Below are 19,587 nucleotides of genomic sequence, written 5' to 3'. Positions count from 1 at the left end.
GCCTAGGCGGCGTTCGGGTTTTCCAGCACGACGGCCAGGCCCTGGCCGACGCCGATGCAGATTGCTGCAACGCCCCAGCGCTGGTTGTTCTCCTGCAGGCGGCGTGCAAGGGTGCCCAGGATGCGCAGGCCCGAGGCGCCCAGCGGGTGGCCGATGGACAGCGCGCCGCCCCAGGCGTTCACGATTCCGGCGTCGATGTCCCAGGCGCGGACGCAGGCCAGCGACTGGGCGGCGAAGGCCTCGTTGAGTTCCACTGCTGCGACGTCGGACCAGGAGATCCCGGCCTTGGCCAGCGCCTTGTTGGCGGCCTCCACCGGGGCGAAGCCGAAGTACTGCGGGTCAAGTGCCGAGGACGCGCGGCCGGCAATGCGGGCCAGCGGGGCAGCTCCCAGCAGCTCGCCGCCGCGCTCGGAACCGATGAAGGCTGCGGAGGCGCCATCGGACATCGGCGAGGCGTTGCCGGCGGTGACGGTTCCGGTGGCGGCGTCGCGGAAGACGGGGCGCAGCCCGGCCAGGGTCTCGGCGGTGGAACCGGGGCGGATGGTCTCATCCATCGTCACCTCGGTGCCGCGCTTGTTGGCCGGGGGCACGGAGACCACGAGGTTGTCGTACTTGCCGTTGGCCCAGGCCTCGGCTGCCAGCGTGTGTGAGAGCGCTGCGAACTCGTCCTGGTCCTCGCGGGTGACCTCGTACTTTTCGCGCAGCTGTTCGGTGGCCTCGCCCAGGGACACGGTCCATTGACTGGGCATGGCCGGGTTGACCAGGCGCCAGCCCAGGGTGGTGTTTGCAAGTTCCAGGTTGGCCATCGGGAAGGGACGCTCGGTCTTGGGCAGCACCCACGGGGCGCGGCTCATGGATTCGACGCCGCCGACCAGGACCAGGTCCGCGTCGTCCGTGTTGACCTGGCGGGCGGCGGCGATGGCCGCGTCCAGCGAGGAGCCGCAGAGGCGGTTCATGGTGGTGCCGGGCAGCGAGGTGGGCAGGCCCGCCAGCAGGGTGGCCATGCGGGCCACGTTGCGGTTTTCCTCGCCGGCGCCGTTGGCGTTGCCGAAGATCGATTCGTCAATGGAAGCCGGATCCAGCTGCGGCGCGCGGGCAACGAGCTCGCGGACCACGTGCGCGGCCAGGTCGTCGGGGCGGTGCGAGGAAAGGCTTCCGCCGATCTTGCCGAAGGGGGTGCGGATCGCGTCGTAGAGGTACGCCTGCTTCATGATGTGGGGTCCTGGCTTCCTGGTCGATTTGTTCGCATCGCGAACGCTTGTTCACTAAATGAACTTTATCAGGAGGCCCGGCTCCCATCAAGGGGTTTGGGAAGTATTCCCGTGCGCCGTCGATTCGCGACCTCCCCGGGAGAGGCTCCCGGGGACGCTTTACTCCCTACCCTTGCCGTCCTCATGGTCCGGGTCCCCGTCCACCTGCGGGATCATGCCCGTGGCCGGGCGCGGGGGCGTGAGCATCGAGGCGTAGTCGTGCTCGGAGGAGTATTTCAGGAACGACAGGTGCGCCTCGTAGCGGTCAAGCACGTCGTTGATGACCTGCTGCTTGCTCAGGCCCATCAGGTCGTACCCCTCGGTTCCCGTCTGGGTGAAGACCTCGAGGCGGAAGTACACATCGACCTCGCGGGACACGGTGCGCGCGCCGAACGCGGGCACCGGTGCCTCCACCGCCGCCACCTGATAGTGGAAGTTGCGGTGGTCGTGCATGTGGACCAGCAGCGTGTGCTCGTCGATGTGCGTCTTGGCGTTCGGCGTGGAGGTCAGCTCCGCCTGGTAGCCCAGCTTGTTGAACTCGCCCGCCACCTCTTCCAGGGCCGGGTGGATGGTCCGCTCCACGAATTGCGCGACGGCTTTGTTGGACGGGTAGGCGCGCAGCTGCGCCATCCGCTGGCGCCAGGTCTTCTCCGGGGCGGCCCCGCCGTGCGCGGCGACCGAGCGGCGGCGCATGACGTGGCCCTCGCGCTCGGCGCGTTCCATCCGCAGGACCTTGGAGAAGGAGGCCATGACCAAGTAGGCAATGATCGTCACCGGCAGCGCGAAGATCAGCGTCGCGTGCTCCATGGTCGTCACCCCGCCTGCTATCAGCATCGCCACGGTCAGCACCGCAGTGACCAGCGCCCAGAAGATGCGCAGCCACTTGGCCCCGTCCTGCGAGGGGTCGGGGATGGAGGAGGAGAAGTTGGACATGATCATCGCGCCGGAGTTGGCGCTGGTCAGGTAGAAGAGCAGGCCCGAGAGCGTGGCCAGGCCGATCAGGAACGGGGCGCCGGGGAACATCTCCAGCAACGCGTACCAGCCGTGTTCCGGGCTCTCGATGGCCAGCTTCGCGAACTCCGTGTTGCCGCCGAGCACCTCGCTCATGGCGCTGTTGCCGAAGATCGAGACGATGAAGAAGTCGCAGAGCACCGGGGCGGTGATCGCGGCGATGACAAATTCGCGCAGCGTGCGGCCACGGGAGATGCGGGCCAGGAAGAGGCCGACGAATGGGCCCCAGGCCAGCCAGAACGCCCAGAAGAAGAGGGTCCAGCTGCCCATCCACTCGGCCCCGCCGTCCTCGTAGGCGAAGGTCTGCAGGGTGCGTTCGGGCAGCGTGAAGATGAAGCGCCCGATGTTCTCCACCAAGGCGGTGAGCAGGAAGGAGGTCTTGCCGGTGATCAGGATGTAGAGCATCATGGCCGCAGCCGACCAGAGGTTCAGCTCGGAGACCAGCCGGATGCCCTTGTCGACCCCGGAAGTGCAGGCGGCAATGGTCATGATGACCGCCACCAACACCAGGGCGATCTGCAGGGCCAGGCCCTCGGGCAGGCCAAAGAGCCAGGAGAACCCGACGTTGAGCAGCACCACGCCGATGCCCATCGAGGTTGCCACGCCGAACACGGTGCCGACCAGGGCGAAGATGTCGATGACATCGCCCGTCACCCCCCGCACGCGCTTGCCCAGCAGCGGGTAGAGGGCGGCGCGGATGGACAGCGGCATGCCCCAGCGGTAGGCGAAGTAGCCCATGGCCATGCCCAGCAGCGCATACATGGACCAGCCGGCGATGCCGTAGTGGAACATCGTCCACACGACCGCGTCCTGCGCTGCGGCGGCCGACTCGGCGTCGACGGAGGGCGGGGCGATGAATTGGGTGATGGGTCCGGTCACCGAGTAGAAGAGCATGTCGATGCCCACGCCGGCGGCAAAGAGCATGGCAACCCAGGTGAAGAGGTTGTACTGCGGTCGCGAGTGGTCGGGTCCCAGCCTGACGCTACCCTCCCTGGAGAAGGCAACCCAGAGGACGAAAAGGACGACCAGGGTGACCGTCACGACGTAGAACCAGCCGAGATTGATCGAGATCCAGGAGACAGCCGCCCGCATCGAGGCCGCAGCGTTGTCCGGCACGATGATGGCCCAGATGGAAAAGGCAAGGATGATGGCCGCGGAGATCAGGAAGACGCGCCAGTTGACCGTGGGGCCAGCATGCTCGACGAGTTCGCCGGGCCCCTTGCTCAGTTCGGTGCTGGTGATCGGGGCACGGAATTCCTCGGCGACCGGGTCCTTGCGCCGTTCACTGACGCCGAAGCGGCTGCGCTCGGGCATGGATTCGGGACGTTCGTTCAGCTTCTTCCCGGGGTCTTCTGGCTCGGCCACGTGCTTCTCCTTTGGTCGGTGGACCAGGTGTTGCCACATGTGGGTCCACGGGAGGGGGAACCGCTTGTCAAACAGCAAAAAGCGGGGTCGGATGAACCTATTGCACCTGGTTGCCTGCTGTGCTCATCGTAGGCTTTGTCCGCCGAAATCCGGAAGATTGGCCGCGGTTACTTTAATCTCCACGCGGCGCTGCCGCGGTTCCGCTGTACCCCGCGGCCAATACCGGATTCCAACTGTTCTACAGTGGTTTCATGGCCAATTCGCGCAGCGGCGACTCGATGCTGGACCGCCTCGTGCGGATCCTCGATGCCTTTGACGCGCAAAATCCCACGTTGACGGTCAACGCGCTCGCCCGCCGCGCCGATGTGCCCCGGGCGACCACCTACCGGCTGCTGGAGAACCTGGTTGCCCACGGCCTGTTGGCCCGCGACACCGACGGCCAGGTGCGCCTCGGGCTGCGGCTGTGGGAACTGGCCAACCGCAGCGCCTCGACGCTGAGCCTGCGCCAGGCGGCCCTGCCCTTCATGGAGGACATCAACCAGCTGGTGGGCCAGAACACCCAGCTGGCGGTGCTGCACGAGGACGACGTGCTGGTCATCGAGCGGCTCTCGCGCCCCGGATCGGTGGTCAACCAGGCCAACGTGGCAGGCCGCATGCCGGTCCACCTGACCTCCATGGGCATGGCCCTGCTGGCTTACTCCCCCGCCAGCGTGCTGGAGGGGTACCTCGCACGCCACGGCGAGGCCATGCTGGCCCGCCACCCGAAGCTGCGCCACGAGCTGGCCGAGATCCGGCGCAGCGGGTACGCGACCTTCGACGGGTTCATCGACCCGGAATCCACCGGCGCCGCCGCACCGATCCTCGATGGCCGCGGCCATGCGCTGGCCGTCCTCGCGGTGGTGCTTCCGCGCGGCTCGGATCTTTTGCCCGCTGCGGTGATGGCCCTTCAGACCGCGGTGCGCGGCATCGGACGCGCACTGGTTCCCGCGACCGACACCTGATCCCTGCAGCTGAAGTAGCCATGGCCGCTACAGCGGCATGGTTCAAGGCTCGTGAGAAATTGGGGGTGCCGGGAAAGCGTCCCTGGCCCGGGGAAACAGAGGTGGATCAGCCCGAAACCACCGCGCCAGAGGCAATGCATGGCGCCCTACACTGAATAAATGGGCAACGATTCCGCGGTTGCAAAAGATTTCGGTCCAACAAAACCGCTTCCGATTTTGGACGATTCAGCCATGCAACGCGTGCTATGCGTGGTGGCGCACCCCGACGACATGGAATACGGCGCTTCGGCCGTCGTGGCCGAGTGGACTTCCAAGGGAGTCGAGGTGGGCTATCTCTTGCTGACATCGGGCGAATCAGGCATACGGAACCTGCCACCGGCCGCCGCAGGTCCCCTTCGCGCCGAAGAACAAAGGCGAGCTTGCGAAATCGTTGGGGTTTCCGACTTGGCCATCCTGGATTTTCCCGATGGGCTGCTGGAACCGGGGCTGGCCCTGAGGCAACGAATTGCCATGCACATCCGCCGCTTCAAACCCGATGCGGTCATGACCATGACGTGGGACCTGGAGACCCCATGGGGACTCAACCACGCGGACCACAGGGCTGCAGGGCTTGCGGTCGTTGGCGCAATTCGGGACGCTGACAACCCATGGCTCTTTCGCACCACCGGAGGCGAAGCGGTGGACGAAGCGTGGTCAGTCTCCTGGCTGTTGGTCACCGAGTCCCGAAACACCCACGCCATACCCGTCAGCAAGCACTCGGTGGACCTCGCGGTCGCCTCGCTCGGCGCACATGAAGCCTACCTTGCCGCGCTGCCGGATCACCCGCCACCTCTAGAACTCATCACCTCGATCCTGGACCGGACCGGCAAGGCGGCGGGCAGGAACCATGCGCTGGGTGTTCGGGCCATCAGGATTGGTTGACCTCCAGCGGCGCCGCGGACTCGTTCCCTACATTTTCAGTACTACCGGATGGCCGATGTCCGGCCATGGTCCCAAGCCGTAGACCTTCAGGATCCGCCACCCCAATTTCTTCCACTGGAGAAGCGTGCGGAGCGCCGCCGCTCCGCAAATTCCAATCCACGGCAGGTACCCGGGCAGCATCCGGGCGGATTCCCGTCCGGAAGGCATCCTGCCCGACCGGCCTCATTTCCATTGGGCATGCAGGGCGGCCAGCGCTTCCGCCACCATGGCACTGCGACTGACGCCCGTGGGCACCGCTGCCACCAGCGAGTTGGCCTGGGTTTCATCGGAGAGGGAACGGAAGACCAGCGGGCGATCCTCCATGCTGTTCTCGGTCGGTTGCATCAGCAGCGAGTAGGCCAATCCCCGGCCCACAATCGAATGGATGGAGGGCACGTTGGCCAGAAGCCAGCCGACGTTCGCGGTGACGCCATGACGCTGGAATTCCGCCAGCGTATGCTGCAGTGCCGGTTCCAGGTTCAGGAAGGCCGCAGGGAATTGGGCAAGCTGGGCAAAACCAATTTCCTCGTATTCTGCCAGCGGATGCGAAGGGCTCACAGCGACCTTCCGGTGGAATTCCTGGAGCACTTCCATCGTGCAGTCTTGGCCGAACTGAGTCTCGTAGCCGATTGACAGCTGCGTGCGCCCGGCAAACAATGCCTCCTGGATTTCGGGGCCGCTGCCCTCGACGAACACCAGCTGCACCTCGGGGTGGCGAGCGCAGAACCAATCGATGAGATGCGGGACCACGTGGACCGCCAACGTCGTGAAAACCCCGATGCTCAGCCGCCCCGACAGGCCGGTGTGCGCCTTGGAGACGGCGTCGCGCAGCCGTTCGACCTGGTCGGCAATGAATCGAGCCCGCGTGGCAACCTCCTGCCCCTCTGGCGTCAGCGCAATGCCGCGGCCCCGCTGCCGCATCGCAAGTGTGACTCCCAGGGCATGCTCCAACTGTCCCAGCGCCAGACTCACCGCCCCTTGGCTGACATGGCAATGACGGGCCGCATTGGTGACCGACTGGGTTTCCGCGATCGCCGCGAAGTACTCGAGTTGCCGCAGCGTGATTTCGCTCATTAGCTCTCCTTATGACCGCGTGCAACTATTCTAGCTAGGCAAATGTGATGGACGACACCAAGATGGAGTCAAGCAATAAGTCGGCACGCAAGCCTTTCTGCCAGGAGCCTCGTCTCCGACTTATTCATCCACCCGCCGGAAAGCGAGAAGCTCCACCATGACCGATGCCAGCCCGTCTCCGATGATTCCCTATGTAGTCACCCTCGGCACCGCGGGCGGACCCCGCTGGTGGAAGGACCACGAGGGTACGCCGCGGTTCGGTATTGCCACTGCGGTGGTGGTCGGCGAAACCTGGTACCTGGTCGACTGTGGTCAGGGTGCCGGCCGCCAGGCGAATGCAGCCGGCCTATCGATGTCGAACCTCGGCGGCATCTTCATCACCCACATGCACTCCGACCACACCGTCGATCTGCCCTCCTTGCTCCTCTTCGGGGCGTTCGAACTCAAAAACAGCCCCCGCGGACCGATTCCCATCGTCGGACCGGGCGACCGCGGCAAGCTGCCGCCGCTCTCCCCGCGGGCCACGGCCACCCCAACGCCGATTGCCCCGCATCGCCCAACACCCGGCATCGAGGGTCTGGTGTCAGGCATCCTTTCGGCCTACGCGACCGACTGCAACGACCGGATCTTCGACTCCCTCGCGGTTTCCCCTGCGGCGCAGTTCGATCCGCGAGAGATCCGGTTGCCCGGGGGAATCGGGTTTGACCCCGACACCGACGTCGCACCCGAGATGGAACCCATCGAAGTCTTCCGGGACGAACATGTGACCGTCACGGCCATTCTGGTCTCTCACCATCCCACCGCCCCGGCCTACGCCTTCCGCTTCGAGACCGTTGGCGGATCCGTAACCATATCCGGGGATACCGCACCCTGCAGCAACATGGTTCGCCTTGCCCGGGGCACCGACCTATTGCTGCACGAGGCCATCAATCTGGAAGTCCTTGCCGCACAATACTCCGACGCACAGATGCTGCAGGCAACCATGGACCACCACCGCCGCGCACACACCACGGCGGCGGAAGCCGGCCGAATCGCCAGCGATGCCGATGCCACCCACCTGGCGCTCCATCACCTGGTACCGAGCTATTCTCCGCCCGAAGCCTGGCAAGAGGCCCGCTCGACTTTTGCCGGGACCCTCTCGATCCCAGACGACCTGGAAGTCATTCCATTCGGCCCCGCCGCCCGCGCCGCCGCCCGATTGTCTTCCTCCAGCGCGACCAGTCGCCAATTCCCAATTTCGAGCACTGAAAGGACCACGCCATGAGCCACAGCAGCACTGCCGATCCGGCAAGCCCAGCACCGGAAGGAAAGGTCTATCACGCCAATCCGAAGGAGATGCGCCGGATCCTGTTTTCCAGCTTCCTGGGCACAGCGGTCGAGTACTACGACTTCATCCTCTACGCGACGGCCGCAGGCATCGTATTCAACCAAGTGTTCTTTGCAGACCTGGACCCGAACGTTGCGCTCTTTGTTTCCTTCGGCACCCTGGCGGTCGGCTACATCGCCCGGCCCCTCGGCGCGTTCCTCTTCGGCAACCTGGGAGACAAGATCGGGCGCAAGGCCATCTTGATCACCACCGTATTGGCCATGGGCATCGCGTCCACGCTGATCGGCCTGTTGCCCACCACCGCACAGATCGGGATCTGGGCGCCCATCTTGTTGGTCTCCCTGCGTGTCTTCCAGGGCCTGGCCGTGGGCGGGGAATGGGGCGGGGCCATGCTGCTTGCCTTTGAGAACTCCAAGAAGGGATCACGCGGATTCGCTTCAGCCTTCGCCTACATGGGGGCGCCGGCCGGAACCATCCTGGGCACCCTGATCCTTTCGGCGATGTCGACCCTGCCCAAGGCACAGTTCCTGGCCTGGGGCTGGCGCGTACCGTTCGTGTTCTCCGCCGTGCTCATGATGCTGGCCATCTTCATCCGCATGAAGGTCTCCGAATCCCGCGTCTTTACCGAGGTTTCCAAGTCTTCGCAGGAGGCCAAGAAGCGCATTCCCATCGCCGAGCTTTTCCGCCATCACCGCAAGCCGCTGCTGATTGCCATGGTGTCCGGGCTTTCCGGCCAGATGGCGCAGGGCCTGATGGGTGCCTGGGCGATCTCCTTCGCCGTGCAGCAAGCCATCCTGGCACAGACCGAGGTACTGAACATCAAGGCCTTTGGCGGCCTTTTCACCGTCTTGGCCATCATCGTTGCCTCGAAGCTCAGCGACAAGCTCGGCCGGCGAAAGATCCTCATTTGGGGCAACGCAGGAGCCATTGTCCTGGCCTTTCCGGTCATGGCGCTGCTCGACATGGGCAACACGGTTGCCTTCATGCTGGCCATCGTGCTGGGTCTGAGCCTTGTCCAGGGCTTCACCTCCGGGCCCTACGGCGCCTTCGCCGGCGAGCTCTTCCCGACTGCGGTGCGCTACTCGGGAACCTCCATCGGCTACCAGATGGCCTCCACACTTGGCGCAGGATTCACCCCGATGATCGCCACCGCCCTGGTCATCGCCGGCGGCGGGGACCTTTGGCTGGTAGCCCTGCTCTGGATGTCCTTCTCGACCATGTCGCTGGTCGCCCTGCTGTACGCCAAGGACCGCTCCGGATCCGATATTCAGAACCTGGATGCGGACATGGGTACGAACGCACCGAATGCAGTCACGAGGCATTCCCGCCCAGATGCCGGCGCAAGAGTTCGAAGCTAGAACTCACGCAAACGAAGGGGCGGAAAGCCTCGAACCATAGATCAAGGCAGGGGGCCCGCTGTGCGGGCCCCCTGCCCGGTGTTGAAGTGCAGCCGGAACACCACCGCGGTTCCGTTGGCCTTGCGCTTCCAGTTCGACAACTCGCGAAAGGTTCGCCGACATCCGCCCCCTGCGACGGGCAACCAGCCGGGACAAGCGCGCTGGATGGGTCAAGAGGACTCCCCGATATAGGCGCTTCTCATACCGTCGGCGATCTTCCGGGCCGTCGGCCGCAGGACCCTCAACAATCGATCCAGGTGGAAATCCTTTGATGGCACAACAACGGCAAGGGACGCAGCAGCAGTGTCAAACGGGCCCATGATCGGCACGGCTACCGCCGTGGCATCGGGATGGACGTAGCCGCGAGTCACAGCAAATCCCTCCCTGCGAACATCCCCGAGTATCCGCCGCATTGACTGGGCGTTGGGTCGAGGGGCAGGAAAATGCATGTCAAGTTGGCTTCTTAGTGCATCCTCAACGGTTTCGGGATCGCTGTACGCCAACAAGACCAAACCGCTGGAGGTTGCATGGAACGGCATCGTGCCGCCGACAATGGTCAAGTTGATGACCGATTGGCGGGCAGAGAGCCGCTCCAGGTACAGGACCTCTTTCCCCTTGAGGATGCCGAGCTGGGTGTGCTGACGCACCGTCGCCTGTACGTCCTGCAGGAATGGCATCGCTACTTCGCGCAAGCCCAGTGCGCCCGGGGTCCTGTTGGCCAATTCCCAGAGCCGCAGTCCGATGCGGTAGCGCCGGTTCGGGAGTTTTTCCAGGAGTCCAAGGGCTACCATTTCACCGACGAGCCTGTAGGCGCTGGAGCTTGCCATGCCCGAGCGGTGGGTGATCTGCGTCAGGCTCAGATCCCGTGTCCCTTGATCGAAGGTTTCCAAAACCCTCACGCTTCGGCTCATCGCGGATTCGCCCTTTGATTCCTTGGCCATTCATGCTCCTACGGTGGGTGGTTTCTCGGTCGCCAAACAGGACTTTTGCGCATGATGCGAATACTGCCAATATTCCTTGTAATCCAGATCATAGTTGTTTCCCAAGGAAGCAATCCAAGAGAACGAGGAATGATCAATATGGACGCGAGCGCTGTTACGGAAACAAGGTGCCCCTACACCGGTCCTGCGGCACACGCCGCACCCGAAATGGAAATCGCGCTTGGCTCCACAGATACGTCTGCCCCGACAGCTGGCACGCGCACCTTGCCGGTCGCCGATTGGGTCGATCCCAAACAACTGCGTACAGATCCATACCCCACCTACGCTCGGTTGCGTGAGGAATCCCCCGTGGCCTGGGTCCCCTCTATCAAGAAAGTTCTGGTTGCTTCCTTCTCCGGATGCCTCTTCGGCGAACAGCATCCCGAGGTATTTTCCAACGACGTCTCCGGCGCACACATGACCAGGGCATTCGGCGGGCAACCGATGATCCGCAAGGACGGGGCCGCCCACGCCGCCGAACGCAGCATCATCAATCCGACGTTGCGGCCCAAAATGATCGCCCAGGTCTGGGAACAACGGTTTCGCACCAATGCCAATACGTACCTTGAAGAATTGGAAGCCGCTGGCCCCGGAGCCGACCTCAACGAAGTCTTCGCCGCGCCCTTGGCCGCGAAGAATCTCATTGATCTGCTGGGATTGACAGGTGTCTCCCCCACGGATCTTGCCCGCTGGTCGGCGGATTTCATTGCCGGTGCGGGAAACGTCCTCGACAGCGACGATATCTGGCTTCGCTGCCAACGTTCACGGGCTGAAGTGGATGTTGCCCTGGACGAGGCGTTCAGAAGACTGCGGAATCATGCCGACGACTCCATGACCTCGCTGCTGCTGCACAGCGGCATGTCGCTGGAAAGCGTCCGTGCCAATGTCATCCTCGCCATCTCGGGCGGCGTCAACGAGCCGCAGCACATCACCACTTCGAGCGTCTCATTGCTGACGCAGCACCCGGAACATTTGGCCTGGGCAAGGGAGGATGCGGGGAACTTCGCCAACATATTCCAGGAGACCGTCCGGTTCCAGAGCCCCATTGGCATGGTCACCCGCGAAACCAAGACCAGTACCGAGATCGACGGTTTCGCAATCCCCGCCCAAAGCCAGGTCGGGCTCCTGGTGGCCTCTGCCAACAGGGACGCAACCAAGTTCGAGAACCCCGACCTTTTCGATCCCCGGAGGCCGGAACGCCGCCATCTGGGATTCGGCAGCGGGAACCACATGTGTGCCGGAAAATGGGCCGCCGAGACGGCCATCGGGCGCATCGCGGTTCCGGCCCTCTACGAGCGCTTTCCCGGGTTGAGTACGGATCCTGCGAACCCCGGGACATGGGACGGGTGGGCTTTCCGGGGCTATGCATCCCTTCCCGTCATCTGGTAGACGCCGAAACCGACTCGGCACTGCACCGATGCCACACAACAAAATGAAAGGAATCAGCATGCAAATTGACACTCGCACCTCCTCGCTCAGCGAAGCCGCCCGCAAGCGCGAAGTCCGCAAGGTGGTCTTCTCCAGCTATTTCGGCACAGCCGTTGAGTTCTACGATTTCCTCCTCTACGCAACGGCGTCCGCCGTGGTCTTCGGGCCGGTATTCTTCTCCGGGCTTTCGCCCTGGGCCGGCGTCGTAGCATCGTACGCAACGTTCGCCACCGGATATCTGGCCCGTCCGCTGGGCGGGATCATCTTCGGCCACTTCGGGGACAAGGCTGGCCGCAAGAAGCTGCTGGTCATTTCCATGCTCATGATGGGACTTGCCTCCACTGCCATTGGACTGGTGCCGTCTTCGGCAACGATCGGTTCATGGGCCGCTGTGATCCTCGTGACCCTTCGGGTCATCCAGGGGATCGCCGTGGGCGGCGAATGGGGCGGAGCTGCGTTGATGGCCCTCGAACATGCCGATTCCAAGAAGCGCGGATTTGCTGCCTCATTCGTCAACGCAGGGGCACCCAGTGGCTCGGTCCTGGGACTGATCATCATGGGACTCTTCTCCTCGCTTCCCCAGGACCAATTCCTCAGCTGGGGCTGGCGCGTGCCGTTCCTATTGTCATTCGTGCTGCTGCTCGTCGGGCTGTACATCCGCAAGAACGTGTCCGAAAGCCCCGTCTTCCTCGAAGCGGCCGAACGGGAAACAGCCAAGGGCCTCCAGGAAAACCGTCCGCCGATCATCCAGGTCCTGCGGCGCCCCAAGGGCCTGATCGTGGTGATCTTTGCGGCGATGTCCGCCTTCGCCTTGCAGACGACCTTGTCGACCTTTGCCATCACCTACACGGTCTCCCACGGAGTCGAGCGCCAGGACGTCATGTTCATGTTTGCCATCGCCGGGGTGATCAGCATCTTCACCACCTTGTACTTCGGTCGGCTCTCGGACCGGTGGGGCAGGCGCCCGCTGATGATCGCGGGCAACATCGCCTTCCTGCTCGTCCTGCCGGTTGTCTTCCCGCTCTTGGCGTCGGGCGACTTGTTCCTCATCTTCTTGGGCTTCGCACTGGGAATCGTGACCCAAACAATCATGTACGGTCCCATGGCAGCGTTCATTGCCGAGCGCTTCGGCACCAGGTCCCGCTACACCGGCGCCTCCATGGGATACCAGCTGGCAACGGTCCTGGGTGCCGGGTTCACTCCGACAATCCTGGCTTCGCTCTACGCCCCGGCGAAGGCGACCGTTCCGGTCATGGTGTACCTCGGCACGCTCGCGGCCATCAGCCTGGTCACGGTCATCTTCATGAAGGAATCCAAGGACAACGACCTGGGCGCGGAAAGCCATTAGCTGTCCTTTCGCCACCCCTGGATCAACGACACTCACACGGGAGAAACCCATGATCACTGCAACATTCAACAGCGCCAGCGGCGGCACTGAACTGGTCCAGTTGGAGCCAGGTGTCTCCATCATGAAAGCCGCCATCCTCAACGGCGTCGGCAACATTGTCGGAGAATGCGGTGGCCAGGCCATGTGCGCCACCTGCCACGTGATTGTTCGGCCGGAATATCGCGGACAGCTGCCTCCAATTGGCGAAGACGAGGACGAGATGCTCGACTGTGCAGCCACGGCCAGGACCGAAGGTTCGCGGTTGGGGTGCCAGCTCAAAGCCGGAGAGCACTTTTCTGCCATTGCAGTCGATCTGCCGGAGACCCAGTGATGCCGGCTGTCGAACAACACCCGAGCGCGGTGATCATCGGCGCGGGACACGCGGGGGTCCAGGCGGCCGAGTCTCTGAGGGAGTCGGGCTGGGCAGGGCGCATCGTGCTCATCGGCGAGGAACGGCATGCGCCCTACCAGCGCCCTCCGCTGTCCAAGGACTACTTGGCTCCGGGCCAGGCGGCAGAGCCCCTCCCGCTGCGTGCCGCATCCTTCTTCGAGCAGCACCGGATCGAACTCCGCGTCGACGCTGAAGTTGCATCGATCGACCGCAGGTCTCGTTCGGTGCAGCTTTCCGACGGTGAACAGGTGCCCTTTTCCAAGCTCGTCATCGCCACGGGTGCTTCAAATCGGATGCTGGATGTCCCCGGCTCGACGCTTTCCGGGATCGTCGGTTTGAAAACGCTGGATGACGCCGTGCACCTCCGCGGGATTTTGGAACCGTCCCGGAATATTGTGGTCGTCGGCGCTGGCTTCATTGGACTCGAGTTTGCCTCAGCGGCTCGCGCCATGGGCAAGAACGTCACGGTCCTCGAATTTTCGGCCCGCCCCATGTCCCGTGCTTTGAGTCCCGCCATGGGAGATTTCTTCGCGCGGCAGCACCTGGACAACGGGGTCGGCCTCCGCCTGGGCGAGGGTATCGCGTCATTCTCGGGTGATGAGGATGGAAACGTGGTCACGGCGGTATCGACATCCGGTGCCCGCTATCCCGCCGACCTCGTAGTGGTCGGTGTCGGGGTCGCACCCAATATCTCCTTGGCCCAGGCTGCCGGGCTTGAAGTGGAAAACGGCATCGTCGTGGACCACGCCCTGCGCACCCTGGATCCCGATATCTACGCCGTGGGCGACTGCGCCTCCTTCCCGAACCCGTCGGGCGCCGGCCGCATCAGGCTGGAGTCGGTGCAGAACGCGACCGACCAAGCCAAGCATGCCGCGCACCAAATCGTCGGCGCCACGGAGGCACGGTACGAACCGGTGCCTTGGTTCTGGTCGATCCAAGGCGGCCTTCGGCTGCAAATCGCGGGACTCTCAGCGCCCGGAAACAATTGTGTGTTGCGCGGAGAACCGGGCAGCGGCAGGTTCTCGGTGTTCTGCTTTGACGGAGAAACCTTGGTCGCAGTCGAATCCGTGAACAAGCCGGCAGACCACGTTGCTGCCCGGAAGATCCTCGATCAGGGAACGAACCCGACGCCGGAGCAATGCGGCGACACCGGGTACGACCTCAAGTCCCTGGCGAAGGCACTGGCCTTGGCCGAATAGCGCTGCTACCGGAGCTCCGGTCCCCGAGTGGTCAGGCACCGAGTTCACTCCGGGGACCGGACGTCGTCGCGCAGCACCTCGAGCGCCGCCGAAACCCTGCGCGGCACCGCATGCCCGGTAGGAAGCATCGCCACGATGGAGTTCTGCGGCATCGCATCGGCCACCGGGACGTAGACGACCTCCAGCCCGTCGAACGTGGTCCCCGTGGCCGGCGCGCTGTTGACGAACGAGAACCCCAGTCCGCGTCCCACCAACGAGCGAATGGTTTCCATGTTGGTGCTGGTCAACTTGATGTCCAGCTCGAGCCCAAGCGACTGGACCAGCGCAATGAGCCGCTCGGCGGTGGGCGGCACATTGAGGATCACGGCCGGTTCGTGCACGATCTCGGCCAAGTGCACCGACTTGCGTCCGGCCAGGGGGTGCCCGGCGGCCAACATCACCTGGAGGCGGACGTCTGCGATGTGCTCGCGGCGCAGATCGGTGTCGGCCTGCCACGCATAGCCGAAGGCCAGGTCAAGCCGCCCATGGCGGACATCGTCCTGGGTCTGGACCGGCGCCCCTTCGTTGATGCGCAGGTCAATTTGCGGATGGTGAAGTGTGAAAAACTGCACCAGCGGCGGAATGAGCCGGGGCGAGAGCGTCGGGCTGCAGCCGACGCGCAGCGCGCCGCGCATCTGCCCCACGCTCTCGGACACCACTGCCTCGGCCTCCGCCAGGCGTTCAAGCACTGCACGCGCATGGGCGGCGAACTCGGTTCCGGCCGCGGTGGGCGAGAGCCGGCGCGACTGGCTGCGGATCAGCAGGTCCACCCCCAGTGATTTTTCCAGCTGCGCAATCGCCATGGAGGCCGCCGCCTGGGAAACATGGCAGGCTTCGGCAGCAGCGGTGACCGACCCGTGGTCCACGACCGCCACGAAATACTGCAGCTGGCGCAGCGTTAGCTCGCCCATAAGTTCTCCTGATGAATCTCATTGAATCAATTGATTATCTATATCATGTGGCGTGGAGCACACTGGATGCAAGCCAATCATCATTCGACCTACCGAGGGAACTCCCATGAGCAACAAGACCATCGGGACGGCAAAGACGCCGCCACGCCATGCTCCCCACGATTCGCTGAACACCAAGGACATGCGCCGCATCCTGGCCTCCAGCTTCGTCGGCAGCGCCATCGAGTACTACGACTTCATCCTGTACGCCACGGCCGCCTCGATCGTGTTCGGCAAGGTGTTCTTCTCGGACCTCAGCCCCTCGTTCGGACTGTTCGCCTCCTTCGCCACGCTGGCCGCGGGCTACGTGGCCCGGCCGCTGGGCGGCATCGTCTTCGGCCACTTCGGCGACCGCATCGGCCGCAAGAAGATGCTGGTCCTCTCGATGCTGATGATGGGTGTGGCCACCACGATGATCGGCCTGCTGCCCACCACGGCGCAGATCGGCATCCTCGCCCCGACGGCGCTGGTGCTGCTGCGCGTGGTGCAGGGCATCGCGGTCGGCGGCGAATGGGGAGGGGCCGCGCTCATGGCCCTGGAGCACGCCCCGCAGTCCAAGCGCGGGTTTGCCACGTCCTTCGCCAACGCCGGCGGCCCGGCCGGTGCGATCATGGCGACCCTGGTGGTCTCCGCCGTGTCCGCCGCCACCGGGGACCAGTTCCTGACCTGGGGCTGGCGCATCCCGTTCCTGCTCAGCGCTGCATTGATCGCCGTCGGCATGGTCATCCGGCTCAAGGTCGCCGAAACGCCGATGTTCAACAAGCTCGCCGAGGCCAGCGAAAAGCGCAAGATGCCGCTGCCGGACGTGCTGCGCAACCACCCGCGCGCCGTGGTGCTGGCCCTGCTGGCCACCGTCAGCTTCTACTGCTGCCAGGGCCTGCTGACCGTCTGGGGCGTCTCGATCGCGGTGTCCAACGGAGTTGAGCGCTCCGGCGTGCTGAACTGGAAGGCCGCCGGCGCGGTGCTGACCCTCGTCGTCACCTTCTGGGCGGCCCGGATGAGCGACCGCGTGGGCCGCCGCCGCATGCTGGTCTTCGCCGGCATCATCGGCATCGTGCTGGCCTACCCGCTGATGGCGCTGCTGAACAACGGCACCATGTGGGGCTTCGCTGTCGCGATCGTTGTGGGCAACGGACTGGTCCAGGGCCTGCTCTACGGCCCGATCGGCGCCTTTGTCGCCGAACAGTTCCCCACCCACGTCCGCTACACCGGTGCCTCGCTGGCCTACCAGGGCGCCTCGGTGGTCGGCGCCGGGTTCACCCCGATGATCGCCTCCGGGCTTGTCATCGCCGCCGGCGGAGGATTCGGCCTGGTCGCCGGGTTCTGGATGGTCGTGATGGCCATCGGCCTGGTCGCGGTGCTGCTGACCCGCGAAAGCTCGAAGACCAGCCTCTCCTAACAGCCGACCGGCCACCCCGGCCACCGCAGCACCGCGGTGGCCGGGGTGCCGGCACGTTGTCCCACGAAATCCAGCGAAAGAGAAGTCCCACGATGTCCGCCCAGATAAATTCCGGCCCCTTCCCCGTGCGCGGGTACGGCTCCTTCACCGGGGCGGTCTCCGAAAAGGCCAGGGACTCGGTCCCGGCCTGGAAGCCGCCGGTGCACGCACCGCGGGGGGCGCCGAACGTGATCGTGATGCTCATGGACGACATGGGATACAGCGACATCTCGCCCTTCGGCGGCGAGATCGACACCCCCACGCTGGCCGAGATTGCCGAGGACGGTTACCGGCTGGGCAACTACCAGACCCCGCCGATGTGCGCCCCGGCCCGGGCGGCGCTGCTCACGGGGATGAACCCGCACCGCGCCGGCTTCGCCTACGTCCCGCACATGGATCCCGGGTTCCCCAACACCGCCATGGAACTTCCCGCCGATGCCCCGACGCTGGCGGAGAACTTCCGGGCCGGCGGATACGCGACCTTCATGGTCGGCAAGTGGCACCTGACCGTGGAATCGAAGATGCACGACGGGGCGGCGAAGGACAGCTGGCCACTGGCCCGCGGCTTCGAGCGCTACTACGGCTGCATGGACGGGTTCACCTCGCTCTTCCACCCGCACCGGATCATCTCGGACAACAGCCAGGTGGTCATCGACGAATACCCCGCGGACTACTACCTCACCGACGACCTGACGGACAAGGCGCTGGGCATGATCGGCGAGCTGCGCGCCAACGACCCGGCCAAGCCCTTTTTCCTCTACTTCACCCACCAGGCCGTGCACGGCCCGCTGCAGGCCAAGGCCGCGGACCTGGAAAAATACCGCGGACGCTACGAATCCGGGTGGGACCATATCCGCTCGGCGCGCTTCGCCCGCCAGATCGCCGCCGGGCTCTTCCCCGAGGGCACCGCCTGCGCGCCGCGCAACACCGAGCCGGGCGCCGAGGTGGTGCCCTGGGACGAGCTGGAGGCGGAACAGCGCCAACTCTTCGCCCGCTACATGGAGGCCTACGCGGCGGCCGTGGACAACGTGGACCAGAACCTCAAGCGGATCACCGACCACCTGAAGGCCACCGGCGAATACGAGAACACCATCATCGTGTTCACCTCCGACAACGGGGCCACCGCCGAGGGCGGGGACACCGGCACGCGCAGCTACTTCAGCCGCTTCGGCGCCCCGCGCTTCGGCCTGCCCGAGGACTGGGACGCCGACGTGGCCCGCGACCCGGAACTGATCGGCGGGCCGCGGGCCTACGTGCACTACCCGCGCGGATGGGCCTACGCCTCCAACACCCCGTTTAGGCTCTACAAGATGCACACCTACGGCGGCGGCACGCGCGTGCCGATGCTGCTGTCCTGGCCGGCCGGGTTGCCGAAGGCCGCGGGCGATGACGGGATCCGCCACCAGTACGCCTACGCCACGGACGTCGGCGCGACCCTGCTGAACCTCGCCGGTGTCTCCCCGCTGGAGCAGCGCCACGGGGTCCCTGCCCAGGAAACCGACGGGATCCCCTTCGATAGGTGGCTGCGCGAGCCGACCCTGGACTCGGCACACACCGAGCAGTACACCGAGCTCAACGGCCGGCGCGCCCTCCTGGACGGCAACTGGAAGGCCGTGGCCCCCGAAGCCAACGGTCCCGGCTGGGAGCAGGGCACCTGGGAGCTCTACGACCTGGCAGCCGACCCGACCGAGACCGTCGACGTGGCAGCCGCCCACCCGCAGAAGGTGCGCGAGCTGGCCGAACGCTGGCGGGCCGCCGCCTGGCACAACCAGGTGTTCCCGCTGAACGACGACGGCTCCTTCAACCGGAACCGCCCCGCCACCGAGCTGCTGCTCGAGGCACCGGTGACCCTGTACCCCGGCGCCCCCACGCTGGAGCGCTTCCGCTCCGCCAAGCTGATCCGGCTGCGTTCCTTCACCGTCGACGTGGCCATCGACCACGCCCCGGGAGCCGCCGGCGTGCTCGTCGCCCACGGCGACCAGGGCGGCGGCTACGTGCTGTACACCGAGGACGGGAACCTGACCCTGGCCTACAACCAGTACGGGAAGATGCTTCGCACCGGCGCACCGCTGGAGCCCGGCAGCCACCTGGTCACCCTCGATTTCATCGCGCGGCCCGGGATCAAGTGGGATGTGCGGCTGCTCGTGGACGGGGTGGAAACGGCGCGGCTGGAGAACCTGCTGCAGCTGACCGGGATGGCGCCGTTCGCCGGGATCAGCGTGGGGCTGGATCGCGGGGGCCCCGTGGACTGGGAGCTGTCCCGGCGCCACGGCGCCTTCCGCTACACCGGGACCCTGCACCGGGTGCACTACACCCCGGGCGCCAAGGCCGACTACAACCCCGAGCAGGTGCTGGAACTGGACCGGGAGATGGCCCGGGTCTTCGAATAG

General features: G+C 65.1%; 15 protein-coding genes. 10 read left to right on the top strand and 5 right to left on the bottom strand.

Going from position 1 to position 19,587, the window contains the following annotated elements:
* Positions 1-2: 2 nt before the first annotated feature.
* Together OIU93_RS03470 and betT are read right to left on the bottom strand one after the other, a co-directional pair.
* On the bottom strand, positions 3-1,211 hold the full coding sequence (locus OIU93_RS03470) for a thiolase family protein (RefSeq protein WP_264268687.1): 1,209 nt from the start codon (positions 1,209-1,211) through the stop codon (positions 3-5).
* Between the two features lie 159 nt (positions 1,212-1,370).
* Positions 1,371-3,575 (bottom strand): choline BCCT transporter BetT, encoded by a 2,205-nt coding sequence (gene betT, locus OIU93_RS03465; protein ID WP_264268908.1) that lies wholly within the window; start codon positions 3,573-3,575, stop codon positions 1,371-1,373.
* Positions 3,576-3,877: 302 nt separating this feature from the next.
* Here betT and OIU93_RS03460 point away from each other — a divergent pair, with 302 nt between their 5' ends.
* Positions 3,878-4,627 (top strand): IclR family transcriptional regulator, encoded by a 750-nt coding sequence (locus tag OIU93_RS03460; RefSeq protein WP_264268686.1) that lies wholly within the window; start codon positions 3,878-3,880, stop codon positions 4,625-4,627.
* A gap of 231 nt (positions 4,628-4,858) precedes the next feature.
* The gene (locus tag OIU93_RS03455) at positions 4,859-5,548 is read left to right on the top strand and encodes a PIG-L deacetylase family protein (protein WP_264268685.1); all 690 of its coding nucleotides are present in this window, start codon (positions 4,859-4,861) and stop codon (positions 5,546-5,548) included.
* A gap of 222 nt (positions 5,549-5,770) precedes the next feature.
* On the opposite strand, the gene OIU93_RS03450 is transcribed toward OIU93_RS03455, so the two are convergent.
* Positions 5,771-6,661: a LysR family transcriptional regulator gene (locus tag OIU93_RS03450; protein WP_264268684.1), complete on the bottom strand. Its 891-nt coding sequence runs from the start codon at positions 6,659-6,661 to the stop codon at positions 5,771-5,773.
* Between the two features lie 157 nt (positions 6,662-6,818).
* Here OIU93_RS03450 and OIU93_RS03445 point away from each other — a divergent pair, with 157 nt between their 5' ends.
* Entirely contained in the window at positions 6,819-7,925 is a 1,107-nt protein-coding gene (locus tag OIU93_RS03445; RefSeq protein ID WP_264268683.1) for an MBL fold metallo-hydrolase, read from the top strand.
* Positions 7,922-9,346 carry an MFS transporter gene (locus OIU93_RS03440; protein WP_264268682.1) on the top strand — a complete coding sequence of 475 codons (1,425 nt, stop codon included), beginning with the start codon at positions 7,922-7,924 and terminating at the stop codon, positions 9,344-9,346. Before OIU93_RS03445 ends, OIU93_RS03440 begins: the two co-directional genes overlap by 4 nt.
* A gap of 209 nt (positions 9,347-9,555) precedes the next feature.
* Here the strand turns inward: OIU93_RS03440 and OIU93_RS03435 are convergent, their stop codons facing one another.
* Complete coding sequence (locus OIU93_RS03435; protein ID WP_264268681.1) at positions 9,556-10,326, bottom strand: IclR family transcriptional regulator; 771 nt, start codon at positions 10,324-10,326, stop codon at positions 9,556-9,558.
* 348 nt (positions 10,327-10,674) lie between these two features.
* Between OIU93_RS03435 and OIU93_RS03430 the strand changes: the two genes are divergently transcribed.
* The 4 genes from OIU93_RS03430 to OIU93_RS03415 are packed head-to-tail and all read left to right on the top strand — an operon-like array spanning position 10,675 to position 14,770.
* Positions 10,675-11,754, top strand: coding sequence for a cytochrome P450 (locus tag OIU93_RS03430; protein ID WP_264268680.1), 1,080 nt, complete (start codon positions 10,675-10,677; stop codon positions 11,752-11,754).
* Positions 11,755-11,812: 58 nt separating this feature from the next.
* Positions 11,813-13,141 carry an MFS transporter gene (locus OIU93_RS03425; RefSeq protein WP_264268679.1) on the top strand — a complete coding sequence of 443 codons (1,329 nt, stop codon included), beginning with the start codon at positions 11,813-11,815 and terminating at the stop codon, positions 13,139-13,141.
* Positions 13,142-13,190: 49 nt separating this feature from the next.
* Positions 13,191-13,511 carry a 2Fe-2S iron-sulfur cluster-binding protein gene (locus OIU93_RS03420; RefSeq protein WP_264268678.1) on the top strand — a complete coding sequence of 107 codons (321 nt, stop codon included), beginning with the start codon at positions 13,191-13,193 and terminating at the stop codon, positions 13,509-13,511.
* Positions 13,511-14,770, top strand: coding sequence for an NAD(P)/FAD-dependent oxidoreductase (locus tag OIU93_RS03415; RefSeq protein ID WP_264268677.1), 1,260 nt, complete (start codon positions 13,511-13,513; stop codon positions 14,768-14,770). The genes OIU93_RS03420 and OIU93_RS03415 overlap by 1 nt, the downstream gene beginning before the upstream one ends.
* Positions 14,771-14,814: 44 nt before the next feature.
* On the opposite strand, the gene OIU93_RS03410 is transcribed toward OIU93_RS03415, so the two are convergent.
* Positions 14,815-15,720, bottom strand: a complete 906-nt coding sequence (locus OIU93_RS03410) for a LysR family transcriptional regulator (protein WP_264268676.1) — start codon at positions 15,718-15,720, stop codon at positions 14,815-14,817.
* A gap of 106 nt (positions 15,721-15,826) precedes the next feature.
* Here OIU93_RS03410 and OIU93_RS03405 point away from each other — a divergent pair, with 106 nt between their 5' ends.
* Positions 15,827-17,158 (top strand): MFS transporter, encoded by a 1,332-nt coding sequence (locus OIU93_RS03405; protein ID WP_264268675.1) that lies wholly within the window; start codon positions 15,827-15,829, stop codon positions 17,156-17,158.
* 92 nt (positions 17,159-17,250) lie between these two features.
* On the top strand, positions 17,251-19,587 hold the full coding sequence (locus tag OIU93_RS03400) for an arylsulfatase (protein ID WP_264268674.1): 2,337 nt from the start codon (positions 17,251-17,253) through the stop codon (positions 19,585-19,587).

Source organism: Paeniglutamicibacter sp. ZC-3 (assembly GCF_025847175.2).
In the GTDB taxonomy this organism is placed as follows: domain Bacteria; phylum Actinomycetota; class Actinomycetes; order Actinomycetales; family Micrococcaceae; genus Paeniglutamicibacter; species Paeniglutamicibacter sulfureus.
Note: the sequence above shows the minus strand (reverse complement) of the source record. Positions and strands in the feature narration are given on the sequence as shown.